Raw genomic sequence first — 13,441 nt, forward strand, 5'->3', positions numbered from 1 at the left:
ATTTACCATCTTAGGAGGATACGGAATGTCGAGAATATTGATGTGCTTTCCCGAAGGGCGGCACAAAGCGTTAACTCTTAGCTATGATGACGGCAGGTTGGCAGATCGGCGGCTGGTGGATATTTTTAACCGCAATGGGCTGAAAGGAACCTTTCATCTCAATTCAGGACTGTTTGGTTCTACGGATAGGGTAGAGGCCGATGAGGTGAAGTCGCTGTACGAGGGACATGAGGTGTCAGCCCATACGTTGACTCATCCAACGATCGCTCGCTGTCCAAATGAGCAAATCGTTTACGAGATTATGGAGGACAGGCGTAATCTGGAAAGTCTTGTCGGCTATACGGTGCGTGGTATGTCCTATCCGAACGGCTCTTATAACCGCAGAATTAAGGAACTATTGCCCGGCCTCGGGATCGAATATGCGCGTGTTGTTCCGAGCACAGGACATTATGGTATGCCAGATGACTGGCATGAATGGCAGCCGACTTGTCATCATAACCGCGATCTGATGAAGCATGCGGAGGAATTTGTCAGCCTTCACAAGACGCAATATTTGTATTTGATGTACGTGTGGGGACACAGTTACGAATTCGATAACGACAATAACTGGGAGCTAATGGAGCAGTTCGGCCAGTATATCGGCGGCAAACCGGAGATTTGGTACTGTACCAATATTGAGCTTGTTGATTATACGAAGGCATTCGAAGGGCTGAGGTTCTCAGCGGGACTTGGCTTCGTCTACAATCCTTCGGGCTTAAGTGTATGGCTGAATGTAGACGGGAAGGCGGTGGAAGTGAAAGGCGGAGAGCAGATCAGCTTCTAAACGCTTACGAAGTAAGAATCGTCACAAAAAGCATGTGCCAATTCTTTAAGCCTACGCTTACGAAGTAAGAATCGTCACAAAAAGCATGTGCCAATTCTTTAAGCATGTGCCAATTCTTTTTAGGAGGGAATAGGATGACTCTAGTAACGACGAAAGAACCTTTTCTTATCGGGAAAATAGATATCGCGGCGGCGGGGCCGCATTGCAAAATGCTGCTAGGTGACTTGAACGGTGACGGCAGGATGGAGGTGCTGCTTGTTCAGCCGGACAACCGACAGGACGTGCGTTATATTCCTCATCAGGTACAATGCCTGACCGCCTTCGATCTGGAGGGGAATCTGCTCTGGCAGACAGGAAAGCCTGACCCTGGCGCAGGCCGACAAGGCTCGGATTACCCCGCCCAAATCGCCGATATTGATGGAGATGGCAAGCTTGAAGTTCTCTGCGTTATGGATAGCCGCCTTCTCATTATTAACGGTCATGATGGAAGTGTACGATCGTCACATGAATTACCTGATCCACATGCGCATGACTGCATTATCGTCGCCAATTTGACTGGTGGCACACATGCTGGAGAGATTATTTTGAAGGATCGTTATCACCGTTTATGGGCGCTTGACCGACATATGAATCTGATTTGGGCTTATGAGGGTAATCCTGGTCATTTCCCGTGGGTATATGATCTGGACGGTGATGGATGCGACGAAGTGATGGCTGGTTATGATCTGCTGGATCATGACGGCAAGCTCTTATGGAGCTGCCGCGATCTGGATGAACATGCCGATTGTATATGGGTAGGCGATGTGAATGGTGACGGAGAACCGGAGCTTGTTATTGGGGGCAGCGTCACTGTTATGTATGACCGTAATGGCAAGGAATTATGGCGCTATGAGGGTTCGGTTGAGTCGCAGCATATTGCACTTGGGCGATTCCGAACGGACCTTCCTGGCCTGCAGATTGCAGGACTGGACCGGCTCGTACGAGAAGATGACGGTAAAGGACTAGTTGGCAAGGATGCCTTGTTCCTGCTGGACAGCTCTGGTCAGGAGCTATGGAAGGAAGACCGTAAGACGCCGGGCTGGTTGACGATTATCGAGACTTTACGCGGTTGGACGGAGGATGCTCCTGACTATATTCTGGCTTTCCGGCGAGGCGGCGGATTGTTCCCAACGCTTTATGACGGAAATATGAATGCTGTAGTAGCGTTTCCTACAGAGGGTTATGTTGTTCATGCCGACTTATGGGGAAGCGGTACAGAGCAGGTTATCATCTACAACGAGGGAACTGCTGATATCTATGCAAGCAAGTCTGTTAATCTAAGTGAGAGCGTAGCGGGTTCTCCGCTTCCACAGCCGAAGCGGCTGTCCAGCTCAACGTTATACCCKGGCGGAGAAATATAATAAAGGAGACATCAGCGATATGACACAATCCTATCGATTTGATTTTGGAACTGGAGCCCCGGCGGAGGGATATACGAAGATAACACCGCAATCGGTATATGATTCTTTTACGGGATATGGGTTTACCCGGACAGATAAAGTGAATGCCAAAGACCGTGTAGAACCCGGTGCTTTGCGCAGAGATTTTTGTATCCCGGTAGAAACAGCTTTTCTGCTCGACGTAGAGGATGGCACTTATCGCGTCACAGTCCTGCTGGGAGATGAAATTGCTGCAACGGAAACTACGATTAAAGCAGGTGCTGGCAGGCTTATGGTACATAAGCAGCGAACAACACCAGGAAGCTTCTCGCGCTTAAGCTTCTCCGTTTGGGTGACGGATGGTCAGCTTAAACTGTCCTTCTCAGGGCTTGCCCCACGTATTAATGCGATGGAGATCGAGCCTGCGCCTCAAGCCTGCACGCTGTTTCTGGCAGGAGATTCCACGGTAACGGATCAGCCAGATGACGGATATCCGTATGCAGGATGGGGGCAGATGCTGCCAATGTTCGTGAAGCAGGATGCGACGGTAGCGAATTACGCTTTGTCTGGCAGAAGCTCCAAAAGCTTTATAAGTGAAGGCGTGCTGGACAAGATTTGGAGCAGGATCAAGCCTTATGATTATCTGCTTATTCAGTTTGGTCATAACGATCAGAAGCATGATGAGGAGCGGTATACGGAGCCTTTTACCACCTACAAACAAACACTCAAGGTGTATATTGACGGGGCAAGGGAGAGGAAGGTAATTCCGATTCTAGTCACATCCGTGCAGCGCCGTTTCTTCGAAGAGGATGGAACGCTCCGTGATACACATGGCGACTATCTAACGGCTGTAAGAGAGCTTGCATCAGAAGAGAATGTACCGCTCATTGATTTGGCCAACTCTAGCAAAGCGTTATATGAGTCGTTAGGTCCGGAAGCAACAAAGAACCTGTTTATGTGGCTGGCACCTGGGGAGTTTATGAATTTCCCAGACGGAGTCGAGGACAATACGCATTTTCAGCAGCTCGGAGGTATTGAAATCGCGAAGCTGGTGTATGAAGAGCTGAAGGCGATGCGCCTGCAGCCATTGATGCTCTATTTGAGATAAAGATTAATAGACCTATTAATAATCAATCTATTATTCCAGCATTAACCGACAATAGAGTCGAAATATATTTATCTTTTTTAAGAAGATAGGCGGTTGCCATTTGATGGAGGAAGGAGTACAATGTCTCCATGAAACCGCTTTCTTCTAGTTTTTTGCTTGTTGAAGGTAAATTAGGTTTTATTTATTTTGACTTTCATGTAACCGGTTTCATGAAACGGGTTTCTGAAAATGGAGGTGAACAGCAGCAGATTTGCCGTAATGCAGGAGATTTAACGTGATAGTCGTGTTGGCTTATACTCTACTTTAATCAAAAGGGGAGAACATGAAAGTGCGGAAAAAACCGATTGCTTGGCTTCTTGTCTTATCCATTTGTGTATCCTTCTTTAATTTCTCATCCATGCCGAAGGTCTCGGCAGCTAGTGCTATTGATTTCCAAGACGATTTCTCTGATGGAGATTTTACAGCTTCTCCGACATGGACTGTTGCCATCGATCCTGCTACCAGCAAACCTATTGGCACTTGGTCCATCGCAGCGGATCCAACTGATACAAACAACAAGGTATTGAATCAATCGGATACAGGCGAGGGCATCATTACTACAGGTGAGAACTGGGATAATTCAACCGTAACGATGCGAATCTACACGGGGAATGGCGGAGCTTATCCGGGCATTCTGGCTCGTGTTCAAGACTATAAGAACTTCTACTATTTCCAAATGCAGACAACAACCGGCGTCGTATTATCCAAACGGATTAACGGGACAGATACGACAATCAAAACAGTCTCGTACACGCTAAGCAAAAATAAATGGTACACGCTGAAGCTGGTGCTGAATGGCAGCTCGATCAGAGGCTATGTCGTTGAAAATGGCGTTGATAAGCTTTTGTTTGATGCCGTTGATTCGACTTATTCCAGCGGCAAGATCGGCATCCGAAATAAGTGGCAGGCGGTTCAAGTAGATGATGTCAAAGTGATCGATATCCCTGCTGCAAACGCATCTGCTATCAAATCCGATGAAGCCGCGAAAACCACCTCATCCGTATCCTTGAGCTGGGATACAATAGATGGTGCGTCCAGCTATAACGTGTACCGCTCAACAACTTCGGGCAGCGGTTATACGTTTGTGGGGAACACCACAGATGCCAGTTATGTGAATACCGGATTAAACTCAGATACGGTTTATTATTATAAAATCGCTTATTTATACGGCGGTCTGACTGAGTCACAATGGTCATCGGAACTAAGTGTGCGTACCGTTGGCGTCCCTCCGGTTGCTCCTACTGGACAGACAGCTGTTGCAGCAGATTCGACAACAATTAATCTGAACTGGACAGCGACTGCCACGGCTACCGGCTACAGAGTCCTCAAATCTTCAGATGGGGGCGAGTCATTTGATCAAATTTATGAGGGCACAGCGTTGAGCTTTAAGGATACCGGCTTAACACCAAACAAGGAATATCGCTATCAGTTTAAAGCCTTCAATGCGTTTGGTGAGTCACCTGCTGCATCTGCACAGGCGTCTACTTTTTCCTTTGACGCTCCTACAGGGTTCACAGCCAGCTCGACGACATCTTCGGTAACCCTGAATTGGGATGCGCTTGAAGGAACAAAAGTCACTTATACGCTGAAGAAATCACCAAGCGCTTCCGGCACCTATACTACGATTTATACAGGTACGGATACGACTTATACCGATACAGGGCTGACGCAAGGGACAGGGTATTTCTACAAGCTCAGCGCTGTCGCTGATGGTGTAGCTGCACCTGAGTCCACTCCACTTGGCATCAGCGCTACTCGAACGGCAATTGTACCGAGTGCAATTTGGACCGATACAACGGGACTTGCTATTGATGCTCATGGTGCAGGCTTTATGTACGATGAGAAGACGCAGAAATACTACTGGTATGGGGAATATCACAAAGGTGCTTGGCCATCAGGCGGAGTTCGAGTGTATTCGTCCACGGATCTTCTGAACTGGAAAGATGAAGGCATGGCGCTGTCACTCATCCAGTCCAAGGATGATTTTACGAATGTAAACTCTCCAGTCTATGACCTGTATAAAGACAGAACGGATACGGACAACATTTGGGCGGATATCCGTAAAGGAAGAATTGTTGAAAGACCAAAAGTTGTCTATAACGATGAAACAAAGAAATACGTCATGTGGGCTCATATCGATGGCGACAAGAATGCTGACAATGATGCCCAGAACTATGGCAAAGCTCAAGCCGGCGTCGCGATCAGCGATTCGCCAACAGGACCATTCGTCTATCAACGAAGCTATCGAATGGACATGACACCTGCAGGGCAAACGGATTATCATCCGAGCGACAAAGGTATGGCGCGGGATATGAACCTTTTCAAGGATGATGATGGTACTGCATACCTCATCTATTCGTCTGAAGAGAACTTGACGATCTACATCTCGAAGCTTACGCCTGATTACTTGGATGTTACCGGCTGGCATAAGGATGGCCTGACGGATGAGGATGGAAATCCTGTTCGTGATACATCATACAAATCCGTATATGGCGTCGATTATGTTCGAGTATTCCCAGGTGCTCAGCGCGAAGCACCAGCTATGTTCAAATATAAAGGCAAATATTATATGATCACGTCTGGTGCGACAGGATGGGCAGCGAACCAGAACAAATACACGGTTGCAGATAACATCTTCGGAACGTGGTCACCAATGACAGATCCTTTTGTTCGTACATCGGCAAGTGATCCAGATCCAACGAAAGCTTTTAATACACAATCTACCTTTGTTATTCCGGTTGATGCAGAAGCAGGGAAATTCATCTATGTCGGAGACATCTGGAATGGCGGTAACTTTGCCAATGATGGAGCGAAATATGTGTTCCTGCCAATCGAATTTGGTATGGGTACAGATATTGCAATCAAATGGTACTCCAGCTGGACAACAGATCTGCTTGATGCGATGGGTCAAGTGAATGTGACAACTAAATTCCCTGAAGCCGTTTCTCTTGGTGATGTGCCTAATCTGCCAGCTAATGTTGATGTGCTGGAGAATGGTGAAACGGTCTCCACTCCGGTAACCTGGTCACTCGATTCCCATGCGCTATCCGCAGCGGATTTCTCGAAGCCGGGACCGATTACGGTACAAATGACGCTTCCGAATTATCACAATAAGGTACAAAGCGTTAAGCTGGTTGTCATTCCGGACAATACCTTGTATTTCGTTAATGCGGGTGGGTATGCAACTCCCGATTACAACCTGATTGCATCTTATATGCAAGATACACTAGCGAACAAAGGAATCGTAGAACAGGCCTATAATCAAGATGACACAACGCCATGGGGTTACTTAGGGACTAACTCTGCGCCTTCCGGATCGACGAGCGGTGACATTTTCTCAACCGTCCGTTATTTGAACGGAGGCAATGTAGCTAATTCTGCAGCAGGCACGGATTTGTCTTATAAGTTCACGTTAGAGAATGGCTCATACGATGTTTATCTGGGCTTTAACGATCCGTGGACAAACACATCAAGAAAAGCGAATCTGCTGTTTAACGATACGGTAAAGGGTGCCGTCACGTTTACGCCAAGCAATGTTATGGCTTATACCGGAGTTAATATTACAGACGGGTCATTAAATGTGACCGTAAGAAACACCGCTGCACAGGATCCAATGATCAGCTGGATTATGATTGTTAAACCTGATTTGGAACCAGCTGTGGACACTTCTATGGGCCTCAAAGCTGAGGCAGCATCTTCAACAAGCGTCAAGCTGACTTGGAATAAAACAACAGGCTCGCTTGGTTATAACCTGTACCGTGCGGAGAGCGAAGATGGCACGTACTCGAAGGTATACAGCGGTTCGGCTGGCTCTTACACGGATACCGGCTTACCATCGGAGCATACCTATTTCTACAAAGTAAGTGTTATTGACGGTACGGGCACGGAGTCGGTATTGTCCAACGTACAAAGTGTTGCTATTGCCCGTACAGCACAAGAGGTTGCGGACGGCATCACTGCCATTGCAGCTCCAGCGAGAAATGCGACAGTGTTAACGCTGCCTGAAGTTCCAGCCGAGTTCACGACGACTATTCTCTCATCGGACAGCGAAGTCATCAGCACGGAAGGTGTCATTACGCCTCCAGCAACAGACACAACAGTTAATCTGATCCTTCGTGTGACCCGAACTTCGGACAGCTCGATGGCAGATACGGTGTCTATCGCGGTTGTTGTACCTGCAAAATCCAGCCAAGGTAATTCAGGCAGCGGTTCAAGCCCAACAAGCGGCTTGACTCCTGTTGTAACTACGGATTTAGCGAGACTGACTGTAAATGGCGTACTTGATGTGACCACCAAGGTTGTGAAGGGTGCAGTAACAGCGGAAGAATTAAATAAAGCAATCTTGCTTGCTCCAGTTTTACGCAGCGGAGAGAAGGTTGTGGAGATTGAACTGCCGCAGGTGGCAGGAGCAGTAGCATATGAGCAGCAAATTCCGGCTGCTAATCTTGTTACGCTTGGTCAGGAGCAAGTCATCCGGATTAAGACGAAGTTCGGTACGGTTACTTTGCCAGCGGGCATGTTCTCCGCAACTGAGCTTGGTTCGGCTCAAAATGTGACTTTACACATTGGGACTGCTGAAACTTCGACCGTAGATAAACCTGTTATTGAAGTCAGCATGCTGGCAGATAACAAACCGCTTGCTTTTCATAATGAAAATGTCGGGGTTGTCGTAACGATTCCGTACACACCGGCAGCAGGCGAAGATTTGGATCATCTCGTGATCCTGTATGTAAAGGATGACGGTACAACAGAGCCAATGCCAAGCGGCCGCTATGATCAAGCTGTAGGTGCTATGGTGTTTACAACTACACATTTCAGTAAATATGCTGTGGCTGTAGTCCACAAGACATTTAACGATCTGGCGAACGTTCATTGGGCGAAAGCACAAATTGAAGCACTCGCTTCAAGAGGAATCATTAACGGTACGTCGGCTCAAGCCTATTCGCCAAATACGGCTGTTACGAGAGCAGACTTTATGAAGCTTCTCGTCTCCACGCTTGGTCTGACAGCCCAATTTAATTCAAACTTCGCTGATGTTCAATCTACTGATTATTACTATGAGGCGATTGGTATCGCGAAGAAGCTTGGTATTACAAACGGAATTGGCGATAACCAGTTTGACCCTCGTGCGAGCATCAGCCGTCAGGACATGATGACATTAACGGCCAAAGCGTTGGTAGCAGTGCAAAAGCTTGCTGCGATGAACGGTACAGCTGATGACATCAGTGGTTACGCGGACGCCGATCAAGTAAGCGCATATGCTTCTGACAGCATTGCAACATTGGTGAAGAACGGTATTGTTCAAGGTTCTGGCAAGAGCCTGTCTCCTCTTGCGACGACTACAAGAGCAGAGGTTGCGGTCATGCTTTATAACATTTACAAGAAATAGGAGTTAAGTATGAGGGCAATCCAGAAGCAGGCAATCTGCTGGATTGCCCTTTTTTAGTAAGCTGTTATAATAGGCCCTATATCAAGGGGGTGTACCATAGATCATGTCGGATGTAATGTTTTACCGGGATCATTCCCTTCCGTTCTTGGAAGCTAAGCATTGTTTGAAGAGTGATCTTGCTTATCAAAAGCATTTCCATGAAGAGTATTCGATAGGGTTGATTGATACAGGGGAGACATATGCTTGGTGCGACGGGTCAATGCACCAGGTGGATGCAGGGAGAATGATTAGTTTTCCTCCAACTATGCTCCATGCCTGTCATCCGGAAGAAGGCGCAGACTGGAGTTACAAGATGCTGTTTATTAAGCAGGAATGGCTTCAAGGTCTGAAGCAGCAGGAGCTTGACCAGCTACATATCCCTTTTTTACTTGGAGAGGGGAAAAACAAAGCTTGCCGACTCTATTTAAATCAAACGATGGATGCATTAGCAGGCTTAGGTACACCACTTGCGATAGAAGCCTCGCTGATCGAATTGATCCAGACGATTGTCTGCCGCAATAGTTCCGATTTTGAGCATAGAGGCCGCAGCATCAAACAAGACCGGAAATACGTTAATCTAGTAAGTGAGTATTTGCATGAACATTATACGGAAAAGATTACGCTGGACGACCTCGAGCGTATAACGGGTATCAGCAGATTTTATCTGATTCGTCTATTTAAACAATCGAACCATTTGCCGCCGCATGCCTATCAGAACTTGCTGCGAATTAATCATGCTAAGACAGAACTCATGAAGATGCAACGTCCGATTGCAGAAATTGCGGCGGAAGCGGGATTCTATGACCAGAGCCATTTTACGAGAATGTTTAGCAGGATCGTAGGAGCTACGCCGCAAAAATACGCATTGTCTATGTAGTTGTAAAAGCAATTTTATACAATACCGCCGCTCCGTTCTCCCGTACAATGAGAGCAATTGGGAAGGGAGTGGCATCATGGTTCAACATTTGGAACTGGAACAGCAATTTACAGCTGCATTTAAAAAAATGGCAAGGCGCGCGGATCTAAAAGCCTATGTAGAGAAATCCCCGGAATTAAACCGGATTTTGCGCCAGGCTGCTTTGCGGTATATTGCGGGAGACAGTCTTCAGGACGGTATTGCTGCAGGAACAAAACTTGTAGGAAGGGGTTATTCTCTTTCCATCGAATATATTGGGGAGAATACGCTAAGTGCGGCAGAATGTGAACAGGCTGCAGCAGAAATGAAAGCGCTTATCCATGAATTGAAGAAGGCTGGAATTCCGGCCAGGGTATCGTTTGATTTGTCACATATCGGGCTGTCCATAAGCAAGTCGCTCGCATATTCCTGTTTGATAGATTTGGCCGAACAGGCAGCAGGAACGGATATTGAGCTGTTTATCAGCATGGAAGAGTCGGGGAAAACAGATGACATATTATCCGTCTATAAGCAGGCAGCAGCTGTCTTTTCCGGTATTGGCATTACATTGCAGGCACATCTGCTGCGAACACCGGATGATTTGGCAACCCTCACATCGCCTTGTAGGATTCGTATTGTGAAAGGGGCTTATCAAGAACCGGACAGCCTTTCGATTGATCGGTCACCTGAATTGAACCAATGTTATTTGCAACTGGTTGAAAAGGCTGTCCAACAAGGGCATCTGGTTTCTATCGCAACCCATGACGAAGTTATGATTAATTCTGTACAGGAACGCGAATGGCTGGAAAATAATCAAGCTGAAATCGAAATGCTGTACGGTATTCGCCCGGATCTGGCTAACAGACTTCAAAAAGCAGGAAAACCGGTACGGATTTATGTTCCTTACGGACAGGAATGGTATTTGTATTTATGTCATCGAATTGCCGAATATCCGCCTAATCTGTATCAAGCTGTTATCGATATGGTAAGCAAACAGGAAATGAACAACAACTACTAGAATGGAGTGCGTTCAATTATGGCAACGAATAATTATCACTTAAATGACGGTTCTTCACTTGCACCAAGGCTAGAGCTTCAGCAGTCCTGGTGGGCCATGATCGGCCTTGGAGAGAATGGCCGGGAGTGGACGATGGAAGAGAAGTTCGAGCAGATTGCGGCTGCCGGGTTCACCGGTATAAGTGCAACTATGCCGCCTGAACAGGATTATGCGGAATGGCATCGTCTGCTGGATAAGTACCAGTTCACCTTCAGTACGGTTGCTTTCCCGTCAAGTAAAAGCGACATGAGGGATATCCTGGACATAGTGAAGCAATTTGGCAGGGTGCAATATATTAACTCTCAGGTCATGGACTCATTTGTCGTTGGTGATGAGGCTGTCCAATTGCTGCAAGATCTTCTTGAAGCGTCAAATGAAGCGGGTATTCCGCATTTTATCGAAACACATCGGGGAAGGATCACACAGGATTTGCTCCGGACGACAGACTATGTACGGGCATTGCCGCAGTTACAGCTGATCATTGATTTATCGCATTACATCGTTGCCGGTGAATTAGACGGTGGTGTCGGCAGCCGCGCAGAGGCAGAGTTTGATGTTCTCTTGGAACGGACGGCAGGTATTCATGCCCGCATCTCGAACGGGGAGCAGGTTCAGATTGATATCGGTAAGAGCGGCAAACATCAGATGGTAGAGAATTTCAAACGTTGGTGGCGTAAAGGGATGCGGAACTGGTATGCGAATGCTGTCCCTGGTGATATTCTCTCTTTTGTTCCTGAGCTTGGTCCTCCAGGATATGCGATTACGCGCCTGGATGAGAACGGCAGGGAAATCGAAACGACTGACCGCTGGCAGCAGGCGCTGCTTCTAAAGCAAATTGCCGAGGAACTGTGGCAAGAGGTTGTAGCCGAGGCTGCGAATAAGAATGCTATACGTTAATCGAGTTCACCAAATGCAGCCGAAAGCTTTGTTTTCCCGAAGCCGGTCAAGGCCAAATACATCAAATATGTAGCTAAGAAATAAGCTTAATCGTCAGCAGGAGAGGGATATCCCTCTCTTTTTTCGCATGACAGGATGCTTCCTTGCCAATTCGGGAAAGCTAATCCTAAATATGGATAAAGGAGGCAACAGTATGATAGGCTGGTCCAAATGGCTGCGAAGCCATCTGATTCCTTTCAAGCAAAATAGACTTCTGCAGATGATCATCGCGGTGTTCATCGTGTTTTGGATCATCATGGCGATCCGGCCCTCAGATTGGAAAATCTGGGCGGTCGAAAACTCACTATTGCTTGCATTCATCATTGTTCTGGCCATCGTATACCGTAAATTCCCGCAGAGTAATTTATCGTATCTTCTTATCGCTATTTTCCTCACCATGCATGCTTATGCTGCTCATTATACGTATCAGAATACACCCATTGATGAATGGCTGAAGCAGGCTTTTCATATTAAAAGAGGCTTTTATGACCGGATTGTTCATTTTGCTTTTGGTCTGTTAATCGCCTTCCCTGTGCGGGAAGCTGTTCAGTATTTTTTGAAGCTTCGCAAGAAATGGCCGCCCTATATCGTGACGTTTACGATGATCATGACGGCAAGTGCCTTATATGAGCTGCTCGAAATGTGGTCGGCGTATCTGTTTAACCGGAAGATGGCCGCTCAATATATTGGACTTCAGGGAGATCCATTTGATTCGCAGAAGGATATGACATGTGCTCTCTTTGGTGTCTTGCTGGCCATTGTGATTTTTCTGATTTTGCATAAAACGCTAAATAAAAGTCGTACCAAATAACCCCTTTCAGCTCAAAAGCTGAAGGGGTTATTTGCTTAATTCAATGATTTAACAGGTATTGCTTTGGCGTCTTCCCGAAGGTGCGCTTGAACATTCGGATAAAATAGCTTGTCTCCATGCCAACAATTTCGGCTATCTTCTCAATCGTGATGCCAGACTGCTCCTGAAGCAGCTCCATCGATTTGCGCATTCGCAGCTGCAGGATATATTGCTGGGGGGTTACCCCAAATTGCTCAACAAACAGCCGGTGAAAATGCTGGACGGAATATCCCGCCGATCGGGCGACATTAGCTAGCGCAAGACGCTCATTGTAATGTTCATGCATTAACTGGACAGCCGTTTGGAGCGCAGCATTAGCCTGTCTCGAAGGAGACTCGTTCTTGCTGGCTTTCTTTAACGCGGATTGCCCTTCCAGAATCGTGAGCATCATATTGTACATTCGTTTTGACGATTCCCAGTAAGCATGCTCTCCGTTCTGACTAATCAAATACCATAAGGATTCCAGTTGATCCCATAAGCTGTCAAAATGACGTGTAGTTTCCGTATTCATGATCAGTTCGTCCATTTGCAGCAGTAAAGGATCAGCTGTAAAACCCCGGAATGCCACAAAGCCTAATTCCCAGTTCTCCTCATCTCGTTCAGGATAATATTCATGAGGCGTATTGGCAGGCAAAAAAAGGATGGTTCCAGGTGATAATCTCAGCTCCTGACGTCCGTCTATACGGAATCGGCCATAGCCGCTGCGGGACAGGAAAATTTGATGAGCGGGATAACCTTCGGGTCTATCCAGATGCTTTTGCGCATGGCTGCCGACACAGCAAACATAGAGCGGTAGAAGCTGTTCCAGATTGGCAAATTGGGCAAGCAGGAAGGGCATCATAACGGCATTATATCTCCTCATATGTTAAGATTGTACGATTTCTTGC

Annotated in this window: 10 protein-coding genes; 9 read left to right on the forward strand and 1 reads right to left on the reverse strand. The window is 47.0% G+C overall.

What is annotated here, in order from left to right; all coding sequences use genetic code 11:
• The first annotated feature begins 25 nt into the window (after positions 1-25).
• From AB4Y93_RS19725 to AB4Y93_RS19765, 9 genes are all read left to right on the forward strand, one after another.
• Positions 26-823: a polysaccharide deacetylase family protein gene (locus tag AB4Y93_RS19725; protein WP_441894561.1), complete on the forward strand. Its 798-nt coding sequence runs from the start codon at positions 26-28 to the stop codon at positions 821-823.
• 134 nt (positions 824-957) lie between these two features.
• A complete protein-coding gene (locus tag AB4Y93_RS19730; RefSeq protein ID WP_441894562.1) occupies positions 958-2,223 on the forward strand; it encodes an FG-GAP-like repeat-containing protein in 1,266 nt (421 codons plus the stop codon).
• A gap of 19 nt (positions 2,224-2,242) precedes the next feature.
• Positions 2,243-3,349 carry a rhamnogalacturonan acetylesterase gene (locus AB4Y93_RS19735; protein WP_441894563.1) on the forward strand — a complete coding sequence of 369 codons (1,107 nt, stop codon included), beginning with the start codon at positions 2,243-2,245 and terminating at the stop codon, positions 3,347-3,349.
• 128 nt (positions 3,350-3,477) lie between these two features.
• A complete protein-coding gene (locus tag AB4Y93_RS19740; RefSeq protein ID WP_441894564.1) occupies positions 3,478-3,627 on the forward strand; it encodes a hypothetical protein in 150 nt (49 codons plus the stop codon).
• 44 nt (positions 3,628-3,671) lie between these two features.
• Positions 3,672-8,777 (forward strand): S-layer homology domain-containing protein, encoded by a 5,106-nt coding sequence (locus AB4Y93_RS19745; RefSeq protein ID WP_441894565.1) that lies wholly within the window; start codon positions 3,672-3,674, stop codon positions 8,775-8,777.
• Positions 8,778-8,880: 103 nt separating this feature from the next.
• A complete protein-coding gene (locus AB4Y93_RS19750; protein ID WP_441894566.1) occupies positions 8,881-9,693 on the forward strand; it encodes an AraC family transcriptional regulator in 813 nt (270 codons plus the stop codon).
• Between the two features lie 76 nt (positions 9,694-9,769).
• Positions 9,770-10,729 (forward strand): proline dehydrogenase family protein, encoded by a 960-nt coding sequence (locus tag AB4Y93_RS19755; RefSeq protein WP_441894567.1) that lies wholly within the window; start codon positions 9,770-9,772, stop codon positions 10,727-10,729.
• Between the two features lie 18 nt (positions 10,730-10,747).
• Positions 10,748-11,665: a sugar phosphate isomerase/epimerase family protein gene (locus tag AB4Y93_RS19760; RefSeq protein ID WP_441894568.1), complete on the forward strand. Its 918-nt coding sequence runs from the start codon at positions 10,748-10,750 to the stop codon at positions 11,663-11,665.
• Between the two features lie 193 nt (positions 11,666-11,858).
• The gene (locus AB4Y93_RS19765) at positions 11,859-12,515 is read left to right on the forward strand and encodes a DUF2238 domain-containing protein (protein WP_441894569.1); all 657 of its coding nucleotides are present in this window, start codon (positions 11,859-11,861) and stop codon (positions 12,513-12,515) included.
• A 40-nt stretch (positions 12,516-12,555) separates the two neighbouring features.
• Here AB4Y93_RS19765 and AB4Y93_RS19770 read toward each other — a convergent pair whose 3' ends face one another.
• Positions 12,556-13,395, reverse strand: a complete 840-nt coding sequence (locus AB4Y93_RS19770) for an AraC family transcriptional regulator (protein ID WP_441894570.1) — start codon at positions 13,393-13,395, stop codon at positions 12,556-12,558.
• Between the last annotated feature and the right edge of the window lie 46 nt (positions 13,396-13,441).

The organism is Paenibacillus sp. YAF4_2, assembly GCF_052113225.1.
In the GTDB taxonomy this organism is placed as follows: domain Bacteria; phylum Bacillota; class Bacilli; order Paenibacillales; family Paenibacillaceae; genus Pristimantibacillus.

What these genes read in the sequence shown, in the direction of transcription:
- AB4Y93_RS19740 (WP_441894564.1), top strand. Translation starts at nt 3,478, where the DNA reads ATGAAACCGCTTTCTTCTAGTTTTTTGCTTGTTGAAGGTAAATTAGGT.
- AB4Y93_RS19770 (WP_441894570.1), bottom strand. Translation starts at nt 13,395, where the DNA reads ATGATGCCCTTCCTGCTTGCCCAATTTGCCAATCTGGAACAGCTTCTA.
- AB4Y93_RS19725 (WP_441894561.1), top strand. Translation starts at nt 26, where the DNA reads ATGTCGAGAATATTGATGTGCTTTCCCGAAGGGCGGCACAAAGCGTTA.
- AB4Y93_RS19750 (WP_441894566.1), top strand. Translation starts at nt 8,881, where the DNA reads ATGTCGGATGTAATGTTTTACCGGGATCATTCCCTTCCGTTCTTGGAA.
- AB4Y93_RS19745 (WP_441894565.1), top strand. Translation starts at nt 3,672, where the DNA reads ATGAAAGTGCGGAAAAAACCGATTGCTTGGCTTCTTGTCTTATCCATT.
- AB4Y93_RS19760 (WP_441894568.1), top strand. Translation starts at nt 10,748, where the DNA reads ATGGCAACGAATAATTATCACTTAAATGACGGTTCTTCACTTGCACCA.
- AB4Y93_RS19765 (WP_441894569.1), top strand. Translation starts at nt 11,859, where the DNA reads ATGATAGGCTGGTCCAAATGGCTGCGAAGCCATCTGATTCCTTTCAAG.
- AB4Y93_RS19755 (WP_441894567.1), top strand. Translation starts at nt 9,770, where the DNA reads ATGGTTCAACATTTGGAACTGGAACAGCAATTTACAGCTGCATTTAAA.
- AB4Y93_RS19735 (WP_441894563.1), top strand. Translation starts at nt 2,243, where the DNA reads ATGACACAATCCTATCGATTTGATTTTGGAACTGGAGCCCCGGCGGAG.